We start from the raw sequence: 21,858 nt of genomic DNA, 5'->3' as shown, positions 1-21,858 counted from the left end.
GTGCTTTTTCAATTAATTGTTTTTCCTCAATCGCTTTCTCCCTCCTTTTTGACGCATTCTATTATATAGACGTAAGAAACGATAAGTCACCCTACACATGTTATAAAAAAAGAATAATATATTTTTAGCAGGAGGGCTATATGAAAAAGGTGTGAAAAAATGGTAAAGAGAAGTATATAATGAGCAAGAAGGAAATGTTACACAGAGAAAGGATGTGAATGTTAGTAGGGGAAGGGCCATACTAACAAACATGAAAATTAAAATATTAATTGCGGACGATAATTCATTTATAAGAGAAGGCATGAAAATTATTTTAAATACATACGAAGAGTTCGAAGTGTTAGATACTGTAAATGATGGAAAAGAGGCTGTAGCGTATTGTAAAAAGCATGAAGTTGATATTGCCCTTTTAGATGTTCGTATGCCAAACATGAACGGGGTAGAGGCGACGAAGTTAATTTGTGAAGAGACAAAAACGAAGCCTCTCATTTTAACGACATTTGATGATGATGAATATATTTTGGACGCAGTAAAAAACGGAGCGAAAGGTTATTTATTAAAAAATAATGATCCAGAGCGTATTCGTGATGCAATAAAAGGCGTATATAACGGCCAAACTGTCATGCAAGATGTAGTGCTTGATAAAATTAAGTCTAATTTAATGGAAAGTAAAGAGGAAGCCTCTAAAATTGATAAGAGTCTTTTTACAGAAAGAGAGCTTAGTATTATCGCACTAATTGCGAAAGGTTTCTCAAATAAAGAAATTTCGAAGCAACTTTTCATATCTGAAGGAACGATTGCAAATTATATTACATCAGTTTTAGGGAAAACTGGACTAGAACATCGCACGCAAATTGCGATTTATTACTTAACAGGGAAAGTAGATTAATGTTATGGAATTTTGGTTAACTGTAAGTAAATTAATTGTATTTATATATATTGTGTTTAGTTACATTCACTCAAATGTTGCAAACTTACCATGGGTTATATTTACGCTACTTATATATCTTTCTGTAAACGTAATGATCTCGATATTAAAAAATGATACGTATAAAAGGGTTTTAATTTGCGTGTCAATTGGTGTAGTAATTTTATTTACATGGAAGGTGCATCCATTTTTTATTTTGTTTTTACCTTTGAACTTATACGAAATTACATCAAATTATATCGAGAGGAAATGGCAGCTCTTTTTCATTATGATGCTTCCTATTACTTTTACAAATGAAAGTATTCAAATGACATATGGACTAATTGTTGCATTTTCTTTTCTCGTTTTAACTATGGCAGACCGATATATATCGCGTGTATTAAAGCTTGAATCACAAAATGATAAGATGCGAAAAGATATGCAGCGACTGACGAAAAGCCTAAATGAAAATAAAGAGTACATAAGACAATCTGAATACACATTTAAGTTAGAGGAAAGAAATCGATTATCACAAGAAATTCATGATAAAATTGGTCACTCGATGACGGGTGCGCTTATTCAAATGGAAGCAGCGAAGAGATTGATGGAAATAGATAAAGTAAAATCTGCGGAGTTATTACAAAATGCCATTCATATTTCAAAAGATGGAATTGAAAGTATTCGGATTACATTAAAAAATATGAAGCCGCCAACTGAGCAAATTGGCATTCACCGCATGAAATTATTCATAGAGGAATTTGCCGGTAAGCATGATGTAAACATTCCTTTCGTATATAAAGGAAACTTAGATATGATTTCGCCAATTCAGTGGAAGATTATCGGTGAGAACGTTACGGAGGCGTTAACAAATACGATGAAATACGCTGATGCGACAGTCATTTCAATAGATATTCATGTACTTAATAAGATGATCAAAGTACAAGTGAAAGATAATGGAAAAGGTGCAGCTCTTGTTAAAAAAGGCCTCGGCATTATGGGGATGGAGGAGCGAACAGCGTCTGTAAACGGGAAAATTATTGTAGATAGTACAAGTGGTTTTTCAGTAACAATGTTGTTGCCAATATAGTAAGGCATGATGAGGATGAATCATCTCATATGAAAAAAGTGAATATTCTCATGTGAAAAGAATGAACTTCTGCACTGAGCAGGTTCATTCTTTTTGTTTATAATAAAGTGAAACTTCAATCAGTGGGGGTTTTGTTTTTCCCCGCTGATTGTTAGTTGAACCAATCGGGCATTTTTACGGGCAGTTGATCTCCCACCTAACTTCTTTGCATCAGCTGAATTTTGAGGTGGGAGTCTTACTGACCGCAAATAGCGGGATAACAGCAGAGAAAACGAAATAGGGGTGAAATGATGAATACATTGGAAATTAAAAACTTAACGAAAAAATTTGGTGATTTCATTGCGGTAGATAATATGTCTTTATCTATTAAAGAAGGAGAAATATTTGGCTTTTTAGGTTCGAATGGTGCTGGTAAGAGTACAACGATTAATATGATTGCTGGTTTGTTACGAAGTAATGAAGGTGAAATTAGCATACTAGGAAAAAATATAAAGAAACATAATCGATTTGCGAAGATGAACATCGGTATTGTTCCGCAAGATATTGCGATTTATGAAGAGCTAACTGCCTATGAAAATGTGAAATTCTTTGCGGGATTGTACGGATTAAGAGGCGCTGAACTAAAAGCGAGAGTAGAGGAAGCACTTCAATTTGTAGGTCTTAGTGATAAGCATAAAAGTTATCCGAAAAACTTTTCTGGCGGGATGAAACGAAGACTGAATATCGCTTGTGCAATCGCACATAGACCGAAGTTAATTATTATGGATGAGCCGACAGTTGGAATTGATCCGCAGTCAAGAAACTATATTCTCCAGTCTGTCCGAAAACTAAATGAAATGGGAAGCACCATTATTTATACGAGTCACTACATGGAAGAAGTAGAAGAGATTTGTACGAAAATAGCAATTGTAGATCACGGTAAAGTGATTGCAGAAGGAACGAAAGAACAGTTAAAAGCGATTATTACAGATACGAAAGACATTTGGATTGAAGTGAAGTCAATAGAAAATTTAGATGTAGAAAAATTAAAAGAGATAAACGGTGTGAAAGCTGTTCAAATCGAAGAGAACGTAATTAAAGTGAACTCTGATGCAGGATTGAATAATTTAAATAAAATTATTCAACACTTTATTAATCATGACGTTGAAATTCGCTCGTTAGAGGAGCAGGCCCCGAACTTAGAAACTGTATTCCTTACGTTGACTGGAAGAAACTTACGAGATAAATAAAAGGTAAATGGAGAAAAGGTAAAGGGAGGTTCATCAATTGAACATCTTCAATATTGCATTGATGCACATTAAAAGAGATTTCAGGGACGTAAGAACTTTAGTTTTTATGTTAGCATTTCCGATTGTGCTTATGCTTGTATTAGGAACAGCGTTAAGTAACGCATTTAGTAGCGATAGTCAGTCGATTAAAGATATTCAAGTGCTATACAAAGATGAAGCGAGTAGCGCGTTTTCTCAATCGTTTGAAGCATTTACGAAAGAAGTCGATAAAGCGGGTATTCATTTTAAGAAAGCTTCCGAAGGTATAGATGGGAAAGAGGAAGTGAAGCAAAATAAATATGCTGCCTATGTAGAAGTAAATAAAGATGGTGCGAAATTTTACGGAAGCGACAGAAGTAGTATTGAAGGAAGTATTGTGGAAGGAATGCTTACGACATTTGTTGATAAGTACAATGTAGCGGCCGAAGTTGCAAAAGTAGATCCTAGTAAGGTTAGCGCAGTTATTTCAAACGGAAATCATAATGATTATATTAAAGAAACATCTTTACAAGCTGCGAAAAAACCAGGTTCTATGGATTACTATGCGGTTGTAATGACAACGATGATAGCACTGTATGCCGCGATGGGGGCGAGTTTTTTAATTCGAGGAGAACGATTACGTAAAACAGGAGATCGTCTCATTGCGGCACCTATAAGTAAAGCTGAAATTTTCATTGGGAAAGTGCTCGGAAGTCTTGTAGCAAATGCACTTTGTCTATTACTAGTCGTTTTATTTAGTAAATTTGTTTTTCAAGCAAATTGGGGTGACCATCTTGGAATCATATTTATTATTTTACTAACAGAAGTCTTTCTAGCAATTAGCTTCGGTTTAGGGATTGGATATATTACAAAAACAGGTGAATCATCTAGAGCAATTATTATGGTTGTTGTGCAATTAGCTTCTATTTTTGGTGGTGCATATTTCGTAGTGGAAGAAAATGTCGTTACGAATTTATCGCCATTAACGTGGGCGAATACAGCCATTATGAAAATTATTTATGCAAATGATATTGGAGCAGCACTGCCAGTAATATCTTTAAACCTCGGAATTTCAGCACTCTTTTTATTAATTGCGATTATTGCATTACGTAGACGGGAGGGGCTATAGTATGAAAGATATTTTATGGCTTATACAAAAAACGTTATCTGTACTTCTGAAAAATAAAAAAGGTTTATTAATTATTATTAGCTTGCCGATAATAGGAACACTCATCTCCTTTTCAATATATGGAAATGTAGGGCAAGGAACGTTAAATATCGGGGTTATAAATAAAGAAAATCAGCCAATAGCTAATGATACAGTAAAATTTTTAGAAGAGTTAAATCATGTCAATATAAGTAAAGTGAAGGAATCTGAAGTAGAAGATAAACTTACTTCAAAAAAACTTGATGGTGTTATTACATTAGATTCTGGTTTTTCCGAAAGTGTTCGAGAAGGAAAGCCAAGTCACATTGAAATTTCATCGATTAAAGGCGATCAAGTAACAGGGTTTATAAAAGCATATGTATATAACTATATTGATAATGTAGCTGCGATTAGTAAAGTGGCAGGGACCAATCAAAGTACGTTTAATAGTATGTACGCTAGTTATCAAAAAAGTTCATTTAAAGTAAAAGCAGAGACACTTGAAGATACTTCAAAAAATAAAGATATGACAAATCAAACGATGGGTTATCTCATCATGTTTATGCTATTTTCAGCAGTGAACTTATCAGGATTTATCTTAAAAGAAAAAGAGAATAGAACGTACTTTAGATTATTATCAACGCCGATAGATGGGAAGAAATTTATATTATCTAATGTTGCAGTAAATATGATGATATTAACAATACAAATTGTCATTGCGGTATCATTTATGACGAATGTTTTTCATACAAACATAAATATGCCTTTCATAGTGATGATTGGTGTACTCATGCTATTTGCTTTAATTGCAATTGGTTTATCATTAGTCATTGTGTCTTTTTCAAAAAGTTCAACTGCTTCAAATGCAATGCAAAATATAGTGATAGTACCGACATGTTTGCTCGCTGGATGTTATTTTCCATATGACATTATGCCGAAAGCAGTACAAAAGGTAGCTGATTTTCTTCCGCAGCGTTGGTTACTAGACACAATTTCAAAACTACAGCAAGGGATACCATTTTCTGAGTTGTATTTAAACATTTTAATTTTATTCGCTTTCGCGATAGCATTCTTCTTAATTGCCATTTATAAATTTGGAAGAAATAATGATGCGAGGAATTTTGTTTAATGAGAAAAGGTGTGGCGTAATACCACGCCTTTTTTGTATTCGCAAATAAAAGTAAGAAAGACATTTCGTATGAAAAAAAAATTTAATGAAACACTACGAAATAGTAAGTAATATGAGCGGAAGGAAATCAAAATGATTAAAAAAATATTGCGAGTTACTTCTATTATTATTGCTATTTTCGTTTTTATTTTAATTTGGATGCATATCGATGTTACTTTAGGCAGGAAAATGGAAGCTGGGAAAAATATGCCGACAGAGTATGCGCCTCATTATAGTGACTTTCAATTATATGTAGAAGGGAAGTCGTTTTATAAACAGTTGTTTACTGATATAAGGGAAGCGAAAAGCTCCATTTACACTTATTTTTTCATTTTATCGGATGATAAAAGTAGCCATACTTTTTTAAACTTATTAAAAGAGAAGGCGAAAGAAGGGGTAACTGTATATTTATCGGTTGATTTAATTAATGATTTATCATTTGAAAGAAAGATGAAAAAAGAATTACAGGAAAGTGGTGTTCATTTCACGTATAGTAGAAAACAAGAATTACCATTCGGATTTTATTCACTTCACCATCGTAATCATCGCCGCATTACGACGATTGATGGGGAGATTGGCTATACGGGTGGCTTTAATATCGGGGATGAGTACTTAGGAAAAGATAAGAAATTTGGATACTGGCGTGACTATCATGTGCGGTTAAAGGGAGAAGGAGCAAAAGATTTAGAAGAACAGTTCGCTTTAGATTGGAAACGAGACACGAAAGAGGATATAAAAAGGAGTACGAATAAAGCTAGTAAAGGGAATACATTACATACTATGGCTAGTTACAATGGGCATCACGTCGCTGAAAAATATATAAAGTTAATAAAACAAGCGCAGCATTCGATTGTAATTACAACGCCTTATTTTATAGCGAAAAATAAAGAACTAATGAATGCTTTAATTGGAGCGCAAAAGCGTGGTGTTACAGTAAAAATACTTTGGTCATATAAACCGGATATTCCTCTTATTAAAGAGGCGGCATACCCTTACATCCGTCAAGCTGTTAATAACGGGATTACGGTATACGGTTATAAAAAAGGGATGTTTCATGGAAAGTTAATGCTGATTGATAATGAATTAACCGTTATCGGTACAACGAATATAACTGCACGTAGCTTTTATATAAATGATGAGATGAATTTGTATATTCACGGTGGACCTATCATAGCGCAAGTGAATGAGGCGTTAACGCAAGACATTAATGATTCGAAAGAGATGACAGAAACATTTTTTGATAACTTATCTTTCTGGGAGCGTTGTAAGGAGAAAGTAGTTGGATGGGTTGATTTTTATTTATGATGATTAATGAGGAAAGGGTGTCTACAAAAGACACCCTTTTGTTGATGGGGAAAATTATTATTCATGCACAAGCATCGAAGCGTCATCATTAATCAATGTCCCTACATGTTCTCCTAAACATATTTTCTTCATAACCCCAGGCTCATCAAAGTTAAATACATGTGCCGGCAAATTGTAGTCCCGAGCAAGTAATAAAGCTGCTTGATCCATTACTTGTATGTTTTCCCTAACAACATCATTATAGTTCAGTTTTTTATACATTTTCGCTGATTTATTATGTTTTGGATCACTGGTAAAGACACCATCTACCCCTTGTTTTGCGACTAAAATGGCGTCACTATTCATTTCAATTGCTCTCTGTACACTTGGATAATCTGTTGTAACGAATGGTTGCCCGTTACCACCACCGAATATGACAACATAACCGTTATCTAAATGATGTACTGCTCTGAGGCGAATATAAGGTTCGGCTACTGCATTAAATGGGATGGAAGTCATAACGCGTACTTCTTTCTTTGTTTTACTTGTTAGAACGCCGCGAAGCATTAAACTATTAATAATTGTACCTAACGTACCAATATTATCAGCTTCTACACGGTCAATTCCCCATTCTTCAGCTAGATGACCTCTGAAAATGTTACCGCCACCAATGACGATGGAGACCTCGATACCTAAATCAACAATCGATAAAATTTCATTTGCAATATGTTCTAATCGTTTGGAGTTAAAGCTATTTCCCGATTGGTCGGCAAGTGCTCCGCCGCTTAATTTAATTAAGACACGTTTATATGGCTTCATAACAATTCCCCCTATATAGATTGCAATAAAAAAGGAACAAAGGCGAATGCCTTTGTTCCTTCGTAAGAAAATGAAATAGAAAAGAAATAGATATGATGAACTTCTTCACGTGATTTTTCATAACATCCACTCCTTTTCATCCCCATTTATTTTGAATACGTATATCTTTTAGATTATACGAAATAATCTGATGTTTTATCAAGGTTATTTTATTTCTTTTTTATAAAAAGTGTCAATGAATATTATAAGAAAAAAATTTGAATTTTTTGTGACAAACTTGTAGGTTTTTGTATGATTTTGTAGGTTCGCCTATATGATGTGTGAGTAAGCTTTTATAAATACTAAATGAAAGCGTTCGCATAAAGGGGATGAACATAAATGAAAAAATTCGGATTGGCAACACAAATTTTTGTCGCACTTGTTTTAGGGATTGTAGTAGGGGCAATCTTTTATGGCAATAAAACGGCGATTTCTTATATCACACCAGTTGGGGATATATTTATTCATTTAATTAAGATGATTGTAGTACCGATTGTTATTTCAGCATTAATTGTTGCGGTAGCTGGTGTAGGTGATATGAAAAAGCTTGGGAAACTGGGCGGGAAAACAATTCTTTATTTCGAAATTATTACGACGATTGCTATTTTAATGGGATTACTTGCGGCAAATATATTCCAGCCAGGTACTGGCGTTGATATGAATAATTTGCAGCAAAGTGATATTTCTTCTTATAAACAAACAGCAGATGCTACAGAGAAGAAAGGTTTTGCTGAAACGATTGTTCATATTGTACCGAAAAACATATTTGAATCTATCACACAAGGTGACTTATTACCGATTATATTCTTCTCAGTACTATTCGGTTTAGGAGTTGCGGCAATTGGAGAAAAAGGAAAGCCTGTCTTTAACTTTTTTGAAGGTGTGCTCGAAGCGATGTTCTGGGTCACAAATCAAGTTATGAAATTTGCACCATTTGGTGTATTCGCATTAATTGCTGTTACGGTTGCAAAATTTGGTGTAGTGACACTACTTCCTTTAGGAAAATTAGTGCTAGCTGTATACGTAACTGTTATACTATTCGTTGTGATTGTATTAGGTATTAATGCGCGAATGGTTGGAATAAACATTTTTACATTAATGAAAATTTTAAAAGAAGAACTTATTCTTTCATTTACGACAGCAAGTTCAGAAGCTGTTTTACCTAATATAATGAGAAAGATGGAAGAGTTCGGTTGTCCAAAGGCAGTTGCCTCTTTCGTAATTCCGACAGGTTATACATTTAACTTGACTGGATCAGCTATTTATCAAGCGTTAGCGGCATTGTTTGTTGCACAAATGTACGGTATACACATGTCACTGACGGAGCAAATAACGCTATTATTCGTTCTCATGTTAACATCCAAAGGTATGGCGGGAGTTCCGGGGGCATCATTCGTTGTTGTATTAGCAACGTTAGGATCAATGGGATTACCACTAGAAGGCATCGCATTAATTGCGGGAATTGACCGCATTTTAGATATGATTCGCTCAGCTGTCAATGTATTAGGAAATGCATTAGCTGCCATTGTTATGTCGAAGTGGGAAGGCGAATTCGATGATGAGAAAGCAAAACAATATTTAGAAACAGTCAAACAAACAAAAGCAGCGTAAGAAATCGTTAAGGAGTGAGTAATCATGGCAACATTAACTGAAGTTAAAAATGGAGTACGAATTGAAAAAGATTTTTTAGGTGAAAAAGAAGTACCAAATTATGCGTACTACGGCGTACAAACAATGCGTGCAGTAGAGAATTTCCCAATTACAGGATATAAAGTCCATGAAGGTTTAATTAAAGCGTTAGCAATTGTAAAAAAAGCGGCAGCACTTGCTAATGCAGATGTAGGAAGATTGGAATTGAAAAAGGGTGGTGCTATCGCAGAAGCATCACAAGAAATTCTTGATGGAAAATGGCATGATCATTTCATCGTTGATCCAATTCAAGGCGGCGCGGGAACTTCAATGAATATGAATGCAAATGAAGTCATTGCCAATCGCGCTCTTGAATTATTAGGAATGGAAAAGGGAGATTATCATTATATTAGTCCAAACAGTCATGTTAATATGGCACAATCAACTAATGATGCATTCCCAACAGCAATTCATATTGCAACATTAAATGCATTAGAAGTCTTATTACAAACGATGGGTTATATGCATGATGTATTTGAATTAAAAGCAGAACAGTTCGATCATGTTATTAAAATGGGTCGTACACATTTACAAGATGCTGTGCCAATTCGTCTTGGACAAGAATTTAAAGCGTATTCTCGTGTGCTTGAACGTGATATGAAACGTATCAAGCAATCACGTCAACATCTATATGAAGTAAATATGGGAGCAACTGCAGTTGGTACAGGCTTAAATGCGGATCCAGAATATATTGAAGCAGTTGTAAAACATTTAGCTACAATTAGTGAACTACCACTTGTTGGTGCAGAAGATTTAGTAGATGCAACCCAAAATACGGATGCGTACACTGAAGTATCTGCAGCACTTAAAGTATGTATGATGAATATGTCTAAAATTGCGAACGACCTTCGTCTAATGGCATCAGGTCCACGCGTTGGATTAGCGGAAATTATGCTACCAGCTCGTCAACCAGGTTCATCTATTATGCCAGGGAAAGTAAACCCTGTTATGCCAGAAGTAATTAATCAAATTGCGTTCCAAGTAATTGGTAACGACCATACAATTTGCCTTGCTTCAGAAGCAGGACAATTAGAATTAAATGTTATGGAACCAGTACTTGTTTTCAACTTACTTCAATCTATTAGCATTATGAATAACGGTTTCCGTGCCTTTACAGATAATTGCTTAAAAGGAATTGAAGCGAATGAAGATCGCTTAAAAGAGTATGTTGAGAAGAGTGTAGGAATTATTACAGCGGTGAACCCTCATATCGGCTATGAAGCAGCAGCTCGCGTTGCGAAAGAAGCAATTGCGACAGGGCAATCCGTTCGAGAACTATGTGTGAAAAATGGTGTATTGTCACAAGAAGAATTAGAGTTAATTCTAGATCCATTCGAAATGACACACCCAGGGATTGCAGGAGCAACTCTTTTAAAGAAAAATTAAAAGAAGAGGGGACAATCCCCTCTTTTTTGTTTACAATATAGAAATGTTATATATGAATAGAGGTAGGGATGTTATGAGTAAGTTTACAGTGGCTTCTAATGGTTCATTAGAAACGAAATTAAGAGGAGTAGAAGTATTATCAACACCACTTTTAAATAAAGGGGTAGCTTTCACGCAAGAAGAAAGAGAAGAATTAGGTTTAAAAGGGTTATTACCGCCAGCAGTTTTAACGCTAGATGAACAAGCGCGTAGAGCGTATGAGCAATTTTGTTCTCAGCCGGATGATTTATTAAAGAATGTATATTTAACAGCGTTACATGATCGAAATGAAGTATTGTTTTATCGTATTTTAACAGAGCATTTACGTGAAATGTTACCAATCGTATATACACCTACTGTTGGTGTAGCAATTCAAAGATATAGTCATGAATATCGTAAACCACGTGGGGTTTATTTATCAGTTAACGATCCTTCAGGTATTGAAGAAGCGTTCTCAAATATTGGTGCAACAGCTGAAAATATTGACTTAGTCGTTGTAACAGATGGAGAAGGCATATTAGGAATTGGTGACTGGGGTGTTGGTGGTATTAATATTGCGATTGGAAAGCTAGCTGTTTATACGGCCGCAGTTGGAATCGATCCTAGTCGCGTGTTACCTGTAATTTTAGATGTAGGTACAAACCGCGAGGACCTATTAAACAACCCATTTTATATTGGAAATCGTCATCCACGTGTAACTGGTGAAGCTTACGATGAATTTATTGATACATTTGTACAAGCAGTAGGCAATAAGTTCCCGAAAGCACTTTTACATTGGGAGGACTTCAGTTCTCGTAATGCACGAAAAATTTTAGATAAATATCGTCATGACGTATGTACGTTTAATGATGACATTCAAGGTACAGGTGCAGTTTCACTTGCTGCAGTATTATCGGCAGTGAAAGCTTCTGGTGTACCTTTAAATGAACACCGAGTAGTTGTGTTTGGTGCGGGTACAGCTGGAATCGGTATCGCAGATCAAGTGAGAGATGCGCTGGTTCGTGTAGGATTATCAGAGCAAGAAGCACATGAGCGTTTCTGGTGTATTGACCGTAACGGGTTAATTACAGAGAATATGGAAGATCTTCTTGATTTCCAAGTTCCATATGCGAGAAAAGAAGCGGAAGTAAGTGAGTGGAAACAAAATGGTGTGATCGGACTTGCTGAAGTTGTGAAACATGTAAAACCAACAATTTTAATCGGTACATCAACTGTTGCTGGTGCATTCAAAGAAGAGATTATTAAAGAAATGGCTTCTCACGTAGAAAGACCAATTATTTTACCAATGTCGAATCCAACGCCACTTGCTGAAGCGAAGCCAGTAGATTTAATCGAGTGGACAGAAGGAAGAGCGTTAGTTGCAACAGGAAGTCCGTTTGATCCAGTTACATACAATGGTGTAACGTATGTGATTGGACAATCAAATAATGCACTTATTTTCCCAGGTCTTGGTCTTGGAACAATTGTTGTTCGTGCAAGCGTAATGACAGACGGTATGTTTGCGGCGGCAGCAGAAGCGGTTGCGAGTATGGTAGATACAAGTCAGCCGGGTGCACCTATCTTACCAGAAGTGGAAGAGTTACGTAATATCTCTGAAATGGTTGCAATTGAAGTAGCGAAAGTTGCAGTTGCAGAAGGTGTTGCTAGAGAGAACTTAAGTGATAACGATATTAAAATTGCAGTGAAAGAATCAATGTGGAAGCCTGAGTATCGTCAAATAAAAGCGGTAGAAAAGGTTAGAATATAGAAAAAAAGCCCGTTTATTATAATAAGCGGGCTTTCCTTATTCATTTTTGAAAAAATACATAGGAAGTGGCATCTTTGAATTGGAATCAATTATGGAAGAAAGATATATCTCTTTTAATTATTTTAATGATTGTTGTCCCAATTGCTGGAGAGCTAAATTTTCATCCTTTCAACGATACGTTTCGCGTTAGTTTTGGGACACCGCTTTTCTTCTTTTTATTACTATTTTTAAGAAGAATACCAGCGGCGGTTGCAGGTATTCTGGCCGGAATATCTGTAGTCTTATTCCGTGTATGTCTTGACTGGGTATTGCAAGGGTCATTTCATATGACAGAATCATTTTATTTGCGCTATCCTGTTTTCTTTTATTATTTTATATATGGAAGTCTTTTTTCGATTTGTAGGGTGAACAAATTCCATCAGAATCCAATTGTTATAGGATGTCTTGGAATCACAATTGAAATTATCGCAAGTATGTCAGAACTTGCGATTTATCATCTGTTAGTACTTGGTACAACGATAACAATTTCTGAAGTGAATAAACTAATCATTATTGCTATTTTTCGTAGTTTCTTTGCGCTTGGTTTTTTAAATATGATGAATTTGTATGAAACAAAATTAAAAGAATCACAAGTGCGAAAAGAAAATGAAAAAATGTTGCTGCATCTTTCTAGCTTATATGTGGAATCTGTTCATTTGAAAAAAACGTTACAAAATGCGGAGTTAATTACACAAACAGCGTATCAATTATATCGGAATTTACAAGCGAACGATGATTCGAGTAGTAAAACAGCATTGAAAATAGCGGGAGAAGTGCATGAAATAAAAAAGGATAATCAAAGAATTTTTGCAGGGTTATCTAAACTGTTATTAGATAAAAATGTGGCTGAGTATGTAGAAGGACATGAGCTTGCGGAAATGATTGTGAGAATAAATGAGAAGTACGCTGAACTGTTGGGAAAAGATATACGTTTTTCTAAACATATAGAAGGTGAGCATGCAGAATATCATGTATATACGGTCTTATCAATTTTTAATAATTTAGTTGCAAATGCGGTTGAAGCAATTGAGGATAGTGGTGCTATCATTATTAAGTTATATAAACTTGATAAACGTATATTTTTTGAAGTAATTGACGATGGGCCTGGTATTGCGCAAAAATATAAAAAACTAGTATTTAAGCCAGGATTTACTTCAAAGTATGATCAAACGGGAACACCATCAACAGGAATTGGACTTTCTTACATAAACGAAATGGTAACAGAGCTCGGAGGAGAAGTAAGATTGGAAGACCTGGAAACTGGTGAAGGGTGTAAGTTTGTCGTTTGTTTACCGGAGTGCAGTTTAAAGCGGGAAGGGGAATAAAGTTGTATTATTATATCGTAGATGATGATGAAGTTTTCCGCTCTATGCTTTCACAAATTATTGAAGATGGTGATCTTGGGGAAGTAATTGGAGAATCGGAAGATGGAGCTTTTATTGAAGCCGACCAACTAAATTTTAAAAAAGTAGATATTTTATTTATTGATTTATTAATGCCAATGCGAGACGGGATTGAAACAGTTCGCCATATTACGTCCTCTTTTTCAGGGAAAATCATCATGATTTCTCAAGTTGAATCGAAACAGCTTATTGGTGAGGCGTATACACTCGGTGTTGAATATTATATTACAAAACCATTAAATAAAATTGAGGTTATATCTGTTGTACGTAAAGTAATGGAACGTATTCGTTTAGAGCGCTCTATACATGATATTCAAAAATCATTGAATAACGTTTTCAAGTGGGAACAGCCGCAAGTTCGAAATGAGCCAATGCAAGAAGGGAAAAGAATAGCAGATTCAGGGCGCTATTTATTATCAGAACTCGGTATTGCGGGAGAGAATGGAAGTAAAGATTTACTTAGTATGTTGGAATATTTATATGGACAAGAAAAAGAGCAAACGTTTGAATTTGGATTTCCTGCGCTAAAAGATATCTTTCACCATATAACTATAAGAAAATTAGAGAATATAGCTTCAGATGCACATATAGATAAGGAGAGAAAAGCATCTGAACAAAGGGTACGTAGAGCGATTTATCAATCGTTAAATCACTTAGCTTCCCTTGGATTAACAGACTTTTCAAATCCGAAATTTGAAAGCTATGCTCCGAAATTTTTTGATTTCACTGTAGTTAGAAAACGAATGACAGAAATGACAAAGGAAGAAGTAGCAACTTCTGGACATACGCGAATTAATACGAAAAAGTTTATTCAAGTGTTGTATTTTGAGGCGAAACGGTTGATGGAGATAGCGTGAAAAAAGGTGCTTATAAATGAGCATCTTTTTTTATTAAATCTACATTTTATATTTTCTCGTGAAGCATGTAAAATGTTAGTTAAGAGAAACTGGTGTTAAATTAAGGAAGTGTCAAAACAATGGGTTTTACATTAAACAAATCGATTATTAAGGAAGTATGCGGAGAGACCTCATATAAAAGAGGTGAAGTTTATTATAAATCAAATAAAGTAATAATAAATCATTATGATGAAGATAAAGAAATTTGTGAGGCGACGGTAAAAGGGAACGAAGATTTTTATGTTACAGTAGAAAAAGCTAAAAAAGATGATGTTGTTGCGAAATGTAGTTGTCCTTCGTTAGCGTCTTTTCAAACGTACTGTCAACATGTTGCGGCAGTATTGATACAAATAAATTATAATCAGCAAACCGGTGGAATGCTGCCTATTAGTAGCGGAAACATGAGCGGAAATGAACAATTAACAAGCGGGATGTTTCAGTTGTTTGCAGAACAACCACTGAGGCCAAAAAGTAAACAACACCGTTTTGATACACGTGAAATACTTGATATTGAGTTTAATTGTACACCAGTAGTTACGAAAAATGGTGGGGCACTTCTTGGGGTTCAGTTGAAGCTCGCCAAAACGTATTTCGTAAATCATATTAGAGAATTTCTTTCTAAAGTGGAGAAAAGAGAGTCTTTTAATTGTTCCAATGAATTTACATACACACCAGATGTACATAGCTTCAGGCAAGAAACGGATGCGATTATTCAGCAACTTATTAAAATGTATCATAACGAAAAAATGTATGAAGATACACTAGAAGTACACGCAAAACAAGATGATAGCATGATTTTAATACCGCCAGCTTCGTGGATGGATATGCTTTCTTTGCTTTTTAAAACTGAGTGTGTGAGACTTAATCAAGATGGAAAATCTTTTCACGGTTTACAAATTTCAAAAGGGCTACTTCCTTTACATTTTGAGTTTAATAAAGGGAGTAACGGTGGGTTTACACTTTATATTGACGGCTTACAACAAGTAGAAGTAATGGATACGTATAGTTATGCTCTATTTGGAGGGAAACTGTATCAGTTGAACGCTGAGGATTGCAAGCGGCTTATCGAATTACAAAAAATGATGAATCGTTCTAGTAGTAACCAATTGTATATTCCAGCAGATAAGATGGAACACTTTGTAGCAAAAGTTGTACCAGGGTTAATGAAGCTAGGAACTGTGCGAATAGATGAGGTAGTATCAGATTGTGTTGAAACACCCGCATTAAAAGCGAAATTATATTTAGATCGAGTGAAAAATCGCTTATTAGCAGGTCTTGAATTTCACTATGGAAACGTCATAATTAATCCGTTAGAAGAGGATGGACAGCCATCTGTTTTTAATCGTGATGAGAAAAAGGAAAAAGAGATTTTAGACATTATGAGTGAAAGTGCCTTTGCAAAGACAGAAGGCGGTTATTTTATGCATAATGAAGAAGCTGAGTATAACTTTTTATATCACGCTGTTCCAACGTTAAAAGGTTTAGTTGATATTTATGCGACGACAGCAATCAAATTACGAATTCATAAAGGAGATACAGCTCCTCTTATAAGAGTTAGAAGGAAAGAGAGAATTGATTGGTTATCATTCCGCTTTGATATAAAGGGTATTCCAGAGGCGGAAATTAAAGGGGTATTAGTCGCTCTTGAGGAGAAACGAAAATATTATCGTTTAGCAAGTGGTGCTCTACTATCACTTGAGAGTAAAGAGTTTAATGATATTAATCAGTTTATAAAAGAATCTAGTATTCGAAAAGAATTTTTAAAGGGCGAAGAAATAGATGTCCCTCTTAGTCGTAGTGTGAAATGGATGAATTCACTGCAAGAAGGAAACGTGTTAAGTTTAGATGAGTCTGTTCAAGAATTGGTAGAGAACATTCAAAACCCTAAAAAGCTGAAGTTTACGGTGCCAAGTGGCTTAGATACGATAATGAGAGAGTATCAAACATACGGATTCCAGTGGATGAAAACACTTGCCTATTATCGTTTTGGCGGCATTTTAGCTGATGATATGGGACTGGGGAAAACGTTGCAAAGTATTGCTTTTATAGACTCTGTTTTGCCGGAAATTCGAGAGAAGAAACTGCCTATATTAGTTGTTTCTCCGTCGTCCCTCGTTTACAACTGGCTTAGCGAGTTAAAAAAATTCGCTCCACATATTAGAGCAGTTATTGCCGATGGAAATCAAGCAGAGCGCCGAAAAATTTTAAAAGATATAACGAAAGTTGATGTTGTCATTACGTCATATCCTTTACTACGAAGAGATATAAGATTATATGCAAGGCCATTTCATACGTTATTTCTTGATGAAGCACAAGCGTTTAAAAATCATACGACGCAAACTGCGAAGGCAGTAAAAACGATTCAAGCAGAGTACCGTTTTGGATTAACGGGAACACCTGTAGAGAATTCATTAGAAGAGCTATGGTCTATCTTCCACGTTGTCTTCCCAGAATTATTACCGGGAAGAAAAGAGTTCGGTGATTTAAGACGTGAAGATATTGCGAAGCGCGTAAAGCCTTTCGTGTTAAGAAGGTTAAAGGGTGATGTATTACACGAACTCCCAGAAAAAATAGAGCACTTACAATCATCAGAACTATTACCGGACCAAAAAAGGCTCTATGCCGCTTATTTAGCAAAGTTAAGAGAAGAAACGTTAAAACATTTGGATAAAGATACGTTACGTAAAAATAAAATTCGGGTTTTAGCTGGTTTAACGAGACTACGGCAAATTTGTTGTCATCCAGCTTTGTTTGTTGATGACTATAAAGGTAGTTCAGCTAAATTTGATCAGCTGCTAGAAATTTTGGAGGAATGCAGAAGTACAGGGAAGAGAATTCTTATATTTTCTCAATTTACGAAGATGCTTTCAATAATCGGGCGAGAATTAAACCGTCAAGCAGTTCCATACTTTTATTTAGATGGGAGTACACCAGCGCAAGAACGTGTAGAGCTATGCAATCGGTTTAACGAGGGAGAAGGGGATCTATTTCTTATTTCGTTAAAAGCTGGTGGCACAGGACTAAATTTAACGGGTGCAGATACAGTTATATTGTACGATTTATGGTGGAATCCAGCTGTTGAACAACAAGCAGCGGATAGAGCGTATCGAATGGGACAAAAAAATACAGTGCAAGTGATTAAGTTAGTAGCACATGGAACAATTGAAGAAAAAATGCACGAGTTACAAGAGAGTAAGAAAAATTTAATCGCTGAAATTATCGAGCCAGGAGAAGAGAAGTTATCTTCTATTACGGAGGAAGAAATCCGTGATATTCTTATGATTTAATATGGAAAAAGCTATGCTTTCACAGAGATGAGAGCATAGCTTTTTTGTTGTAATAATTATATTTTGTTTTGTACAAAGTAAAGAGATAAAGTGAAACTTTAATCAGTGGGAGTTGTTCATCTCCCACTATTTATTTTATTTCTTTGTACCTTTACTTTTGTATGGTTTTGCAGCTTTCTTTTTCGCACTTGATTGCCAACGGTTCCATCCTTTACTTCCTGTACCTTGTCCTACACCTTTTTTCGGTTTTGCTTTCGTTTTACTCATATGATCACTCCGTTATATAAAAAATCTGATTTGATAATAGCCAATGTTTTAGAAAAATACTATCGATAAATGACTATGCTTGCTTTAAATAAAAACAAACTGCTTGAATGCTATAGTATATCATGAAATTGCGAGTAAACTGAAAGGAATTATAAAGAAAATGAAAATAATAAGAAATACTGCGGATTCTATTTTTCGAACGATCACATTACTGGTTGTGTATATGTTAGTTTCAATTAGTGAAATGTTTTTTGGATTGAAGAGACAAAGGAAATAAAAATGTTATATTAAGAACAGTCGGTAAAGGCATAAAATAAAGAATTGAAAAATATTTTAAAACTTTTTGTTGACTTTATCTATTTTTTGTATAGAATAATCATTAATAAAATGTTTCAGAGATGTGACAACAAAACGACTATGAAAGGACGAGTAGTAGTAGGATGTAGTTTAAGCGAGTCAGGGACGGTGTGAGCCTGATACGAAGCCTATTATGAAGAACCTCCTGGAGTCGCTAACCGAAATCCTTTATAGGAAAGTAGACTTAGCCGGGAACTTCGCCGTTACAAGAAGAACAGTATCGAGATTTTTTAATCTCCGTACTGTATAAGTGAGCAACCTCTGTTGCTAATTTGGGTGGTACCGCGGAACCAAAGTCTTTCGTCCCAGTTTTTTGGGAAAGAAGGGCTTTTTTTGTTGGCTTTTTTCCACAACATCCAAACATTTTAGGAGGAAACCACCATGTATCAATCATTAATGACAGTAAGAGAGACTCAAATCGCAATTAAGGAAGTTAAAACATTTTTCGAGGATCAATTAGCAAAACGCCTTGAACTATTCCGCGTATCTGCACCATTATTCGTAACGAAAAAATCAGGATTAAACGATCACTTAAACGGTGTAGAACGTCCAATTGAGTTTGATATGTTACATTCAGGAGAAGAATTAGAAATTGTGCATTCACTAGCGAAGTGGAAAAGATTCGCATTACATGAATACGGATATGAAGCTGGTGAAGGTTTATATACAAACATGAACGCGATTCGTCGTGATGAAGAACTTGATGCAACACATTCCATTTATGTGGACCAATGGGATTGGGAAAAAATCGTTCAAAAAGAATGGCGTACTGTCGATTACTTACAAAAAACAGTACAAACAATTTATGGAATATTCAAAGAATTAGAAGATCACTTATTTGAAAAATATCCGTTCCTCGGAAAGTATTTACCAGAAGAAATTGTTTTCATTACTTCTCAAGAACTGGAAGATAAATATCCAGAATTAACACCGAAAGATCGTGAACATGCAATTGCGAAAGAACACGGTGCAGTCTTTATTATTGGAATTGGTGATGCACTCCGTTCAGGTGAAAAGCACGATGGACGCGCATCCGATTATGATGATTGGAAATTAAACGGTGACATTTTATTCTGGCACCCAGTACTACAAGCTTCATTCGAATTATCATCAATGGGAATTCGTGTTGATAGTAAAGCACTTGATGAGCAATTAACGAAAACTGGTGAAGACTTCAAACGTGAGTATGATTTCCATAAAGGTATTTTAGAAGACGTACTACCATTAACAATTGGTGGTGGTATCGGCCAATCAAGAATGTGTATGTACTTCTTACGTAAAGCACATATCGGTGAAGTTCAATCTTCTGTATGGCCTGACGATTTACGTGAAGCTTGCAAGAAAGAAAACATTCATTTGTTTTAATATAAGTGAGAGGGAGAGTAGCTGTGGAATAAGAGCTACTCTCCCTTTTTTACTTTGACGTGAAAAAAGTTATTTTGAATGAATATAGATCGTTTTTTCAAGGGAAAGAGCGAAAGGGTATATGTGATAAGAAATAAGAAGAGTCATTTATATTTCCTAGGAAAGGGTATAAAGAATAATCTAATTGTTTTATAATGATCTTCGGATATCGATAACAAGATAAAAAGCTGTCTGCATAGATTTTTAAAATTCTATGTGGACAGCTTTCTATTTATATAGGAAGGAAATAGATTAATATAATTTGTTGTAAGTTTTACTGGCGGAAATTAAATCATTTGTACTAAAGGCTCAATTTTCGCCATAAATGATTGATGGAGTGCTTCAACGCCATCTACTAAGTGAATACGGTCAATGACAACTGATACTTTAATTTCAGATGTACTTACCATTTTAATATGAATACCGCCTTCTTTTAAAGTAGTGAACATATTCGCAGCAACTCCCGGGTTAGATACCATACCAGATCCTACAATTGATACTTTCGCTAAATGATTTTCATGTTCTACAGATTCATAGTGAAGTGCCTCTTGATTTTGTTCTAACACTTCTAATGTTTCTCTTAAATCATTAGAATGGATCGAGAAGGAGAGGTGAACAGTTCCTTCATTTGTAATACTTTGAATAATAATATCTACATTAATATGTGCCGCTGCTAATGTAGAGAAAACTGTTGAAAGTGCACCTTGTTCTAATCCTTTAATTGTGATGCGTGTAATATTATCCTCAAATGCAATACCTTTAACGATTGATTGTTGTTCCATGTTACATTCTCCCCTTACAATTGTTCCGTTTTCTTGTTCCATACTTGAGCGAACTTCTAAAATTACATTATGATTTTTAGCAAACTCAACAGCGCGTGGGTGTAATACGCCAGCACCGAGGTTGGCAAGCTCTAACATTTCGTCATAAGAAATTTCATCTAATTTATAAGCATCTTGTACAACTCGTGGATCAGTCGTATATACGCCTGACACATCCGTATAAATATCACATTTTTTTGCTTTTAGTGCCGCAGCTAATGCGACAGCAGTCGTATCGGAGCCACCGCGGCCAAGTGTGGTAATTTCATGTTCTTCACTTACTCCTTGGAAACCAGCTACTATAACAATCGTGCCATCAGCAAGATAGGATTGAATACGACCAGTATTAATGTCAGTAATCCGTGCACTACTATGTACAGATTCTGTCGTAATACCAGCCTGCCATCCTGTTAATGAAATTGCGTTATAACCTTTTGTTTGTAGTGCCATTGTTAATAATGAAATGGTTACTTGTTCTCCTGTAGATAGGAGCATATCCATTTCACGTTTACTTGGATTTTCAGTAATAGCGTTAGCAAGTGCTACAAGTTTATCCGTACTTTTCCCCATTGCTGAAACGACAGAGACAATACTATGTCCTCGTTCATATTCTTCAATAATTAAATTTGCTACATGTTGAATGCGTTCGACGCTTCCGACAGAAGTACCGCCAAATTTTTGTACAATCGTTTCCATTACGAATTCCTTCTTTCGTCCATTTTTAAGAATAGGTTAGGACATATACAAATCCCAATATGCCTGTAGTTACCAGAGAGAAAAACAAAAAACACCATCTCAAATAAGTGAGGATGGTGCTGTTACAGG

The 21,858-nt window shown here is 35.3% G+C and carries 16 protein-coding genes, 1 pseudogene and 1 other annotated feature; of the genes and pseudogenes, 14 read left to right on the top strand and 3 right to left on the bottom strand.

Annotated elements, in window-relative coordinates:
- Window positions 1-250: 250 nt before the first annotated feature.
- From ACE38F_RS19220 to ACE38F_RS19195, 6 genes are all read left to right on the top strand, one after another.
- Window positions 251-889, top strand: a complete 639-nt coding sequence (locus ACE38F_RS19220; protein ID WP_375369700.1) for a response regulator — start codon at window positions 251-253, stop codon at window positions 887-889.
- Window positions 890-893: 4 nt separating this feature from the next.
- Window positions 894-1,994, top strand: a complete 1,101-nt coding sequence (locus tag ACE38F_RS19215) for a sensor histidine kinase (protein ID WP_375369699.1) — start codon at window positions 894-896, stop codon at window positions 1,992-1,994.
- A 290-nt stretch (window positions 1,995-2,284) separates the two neighbouring features.
- Window positions 2,285-3,223 (top strand): ABC transporter ATP-binding protein, encoded by a 939-nt coding sequence (locus tag ACE38F_RS19210; RefSeq protein WP_098323323.1) that lies wholly within the window; start codon window positions 2,285-2,287, stop codon window positions 3,221-3,223.
- Between the two features lie 37 nt (window positions 3,224-3,260).
- Window positions 3,261-4,370, top strand: coding sequence for an ABC transporter permease (locus ACE38F_RS19205; RefSeq protein ID WP_375369698.1), 1,110 nt, complete (start codon window positions 3,261-3,263; stop codon window positions 4,368-4,370).
- Between the two features lies 1 nt (window position 4,371).
- Complete coding sequence (locus ACE38F_RS19200) at window positions 4,372-5,517, top strand: ABC transporter permease (RefSeq protein ID WP_375369697.1); 1,146 nt, start codon at window positions 4,372-4,374, stop codon at window positions 5,515-5,517.
- Window positions 5,518-5,649: 132 nt separating this feature from the next.
- A complete protein-coding gene (locus ACE38F_RS19195) occupies window positions 5,650-6,861 on the top strand; it encodes a phospholipase D-like domain-containing protein (protein WP_375369696.1) in 1,212 nt (403 codons plus the stop codon).
- A 57-nt stretch (window positions 6,862-6,918) separates the two neighbouring features.
- Here the strand turns inward: ACE38F_RS19195 and pyrH are convergent, their stop codons facing one another.
- Entirely contained in the window at window positions 6,919-7,659 is a 741-nt protein-coding gene (gene pyrH / locus ACE38F_RS19190) for a UMP kinase (protein ID WP_215555922.1), read from the bottom strand.
- A 378-nt stretch (window positions 7,660-8,037) separates the two neighbouring features.
- Between pyrH and ACE38F_RS19185 the strand changes: the two genes are divergently transcribed.
- The 6 genes from ACE38F_RS19185 to ACE38F_RS19160 all read left to right on the top strand — a co-directional run bounded on the left by ACE38F_RS19185 (window position 8,038) and on the right by ACE38F_RS19160 (window position 18,184).
- A complete protein-coding gene (locus ACE38F_RS19185) occupies window positions 8,038-9,309 on the top strand; it encodes a cation:dicarboxylate symporter family transporter (RefSeq protein ID WP_341307142.1) in 1,272 nt (423 codons plus the stop codon).
- Window positions 9,310-9,333: 24 nt separating this feature from the next.
- Window positions 9,334-10,773, top strand: coding sequence for an aspartate ammonia-lyase (aspA, locus tag ACE38F_RS19180; RefSeq protein WP_215555924.1), 1,440 nt, complete (start codon window positions 9,334-9,336; stop codon window positions 10,771-10,773).
- Between the two features lie 73 nt (window positions 10,774-10,846).
- Entirely contained in the window at window positions 10,847-12,559 is a 1,713-nt protein-coding gene (gene malS / locus ACE38F_RS19175; RefSeq protein ID WP_215555925.1) for an oxaloacetate-decarboxylating malate dehydrogenase, read from the top strand.
- Window positions 12,560-12,624: 65 nt separating this feature from the next.
- Window positions 12,625-13,923, top strand: a complete 1,299-nt coding sequence (locus tag ACE38F_RS19170; RefSeq protein WP_375369695.1) for an ATP-binding protein — start codon at window positions 12,625-12,627, stop codon at window positions 13,921-13,923.
- Window positions 13,924-13,925: 2 nt separating this feature from the next.
- A complete protein-coding gene (locus ACE38F_RS19165) occupies window positions 13,926-14,858 on the top strand; it encodes a response regulator (protein ID WP_215555927.1) in 933 nt (310 codons plus the stop codon).
- 119 nt (window positions 14,859-14,977) lie between these two features.
- Window positions 14,978-18,184, top strand: coding sequence for an SNF2 helicase associated domain-containing protein (locus ACE38F_RS19160; RefSeq protein ID WP_375369694.1), 3,207 nt, complete (start codon window positions 14,978-14,980; stop codon window positions 18,182-18,184).
- A gap of 135 nt (window positions 18,185-18,319) precedes the next feature.
- On the opposite strand, the gene ACE38F_RS19155 is transcribed toward ACE38F_RS19160, so the two are convergent.
- Complete coding sequence (locus ACE38F_RS19155; RefSeq protein WP_000047589.1) at window positions 18,320-18,451, bottom strand: DUF3934 family protein; 132 nt, start codon at window positions 18,449-18,451, stop codon at window positions 18,320-18,322.
- A gap of 408 nt (window positions 18,452-18,859) precedes the next feature.
- Window positions 18,860-19,119: a binding site (T-box leader), on the top strand.
- A gap of 70 nt (window positions 19,120-19,189) precedes the next feature.
- Between ACE38F_RS19155 and asnA the strand changes: the two genes are divergently transcribed.
- Together asnA and ACE38F_RS19145 are read left to right on the top strand one after the other, a co-directional pair.
- Window positions 19,190-20,173, top strand: a complete 984-nt coding sequence (asnA, locus tag ACE38F_RS19150; protein WP_016104478.1) for an aspartate--ammonia ligase — start codon at window positions 19,190-19,192, stop codon at window positions 20,171-20,173.
- Window positions 20,174-20,220: 47 nt separating this feature from the next.
- Window positions 20,221-20,310: pseudogene (locus ACE38F_RS19145) on the top strand (helix-turn-helix domain-containing protein); the annotation flags it as partial.
- Window positions 20,311-20,499: 189 nt separating this feature from the next.
- On the opposite strand, the gene ACE38F_RS19140 reads toward ACE38F_RS19145, so the two are convergent.
- Window positions 20,500-21,729 carry an aspartate kinase gene (locus ACE38F_RS19140; RefSeq protein WP_375369693.1) on the bottom strand — a complete coding sequence of 410 codons (1,230 nt, stop codon included), beginning with the start codon at window positions 21,727-21,729 and terminating at the stop codon, window positions 20,500-20,502.
- Between the last annotated feature and the right edge of the window lie 129 nt (window positions 21,730-21,858).

Source organism: Bacillus altaicus, assembly GCF_042136375.2.
GTDB classification, from domain to species: domain Bacteria; phylum Bacillota; class Bacilli; order Bacillales; family Bacillaceae_G; genus Bacillus_A; species Bacillus_A cereus_U.
This window is presented reverse-complemented; position numbering and strand designations above follow the sequence as displayed.

Excerpts from the sequence above, each read along its gene's own strand:
- ACE38F_RS19200 (WP_375369697.1), top strand. The coding sequence starts at position 4,372 with ATGAAAGATATTTTATGGCTTATACAAAAAACGTTATCTGTACTTCTG.
- ACE38F_RS19210 (WP_098323323.1), top strand. The coding sequence starts at position 2,285 with ATGAATACATTGGAAATTAAAAACTTAACGAAAAAATTTGGTGATTTC.
- ACE38F_RS19195 (WP_375369696.1), top strand. The coding sequence starts at position 5,650 with ATGATTAAAAAAATATTGCGAGTTACTTCTATTATTATTGCTATTTTC.
- aspA (WP_215555924.1), top strand. The coding sequence starts at position 9,334 with ATGGCAACATTAACTGAAGTTAAAAATGGAGTACGAATTGAAAAAGAT.
- ACE38F_RS19160 (WP_375369694.1), top strand. The coding sequence starts at position 14,978 with ATGGGTTTTACATTAAACAAATCGATTATTAAGGAAGTATGCGGAGAG.
- pyrH (WP_215555922.1), bottom strand. The coding sequence starts at position 7,659 with ATGAAGCCATATAAACGTGTCTTAATTAAATTAAGCGGCGGAGCACTT.
- ACE38F_RS19220 (WP_375369700.1), top strand. The coding sequence starts at position 251 with ATGAAAATTAAAATATTAATTGCGGACGATAATTCATTTATAAGAGAA.
- asnA (WP_016104478.1), top strand. The coding sequence starts at position 19,190 with ATGTATCAATCATTAATGACAGTAAGAGAGACTCAAATCGCAATTAAG.
- ACE38F_RS19185 (WP_341307142.1), top strand. The coding sequence starts at position 8,038 with ATGAAAAAATTCGGATTGGCAACACAAATTTTTGTCGCACTTGTTTTA.
- ACE38F_RS19215 (WP_375369699.1), top strand. The coding sequence starts at position 894 with ATGGAATTTTGGTTAACTGTAAGTAAATTAATTGTATTTATATATATT.
- malS (WP_215555925.1), top strand. The coding sequence starts at position 10,847 with ATGAGTAAGTTTACAGTGGCTTCTAATGGTTCATTAGAAACGAAATTA.
- ACE38F_RS19140 (WP_375369693.1), bottom strand. The coding sequence starts at position 21,729 with ATGGAAACGATTGTACAAAAATTTGGCGGTACTTCTGTCGGAAGCGTC.
- ACE38F_RS19155 (WP_000047589.1), bottom strand. The coding sequence starts at position 18,451 with ATGAGTAAAACGAAAGCAAAACCGAAAAAAGGTGTAGGACAAGGTACA.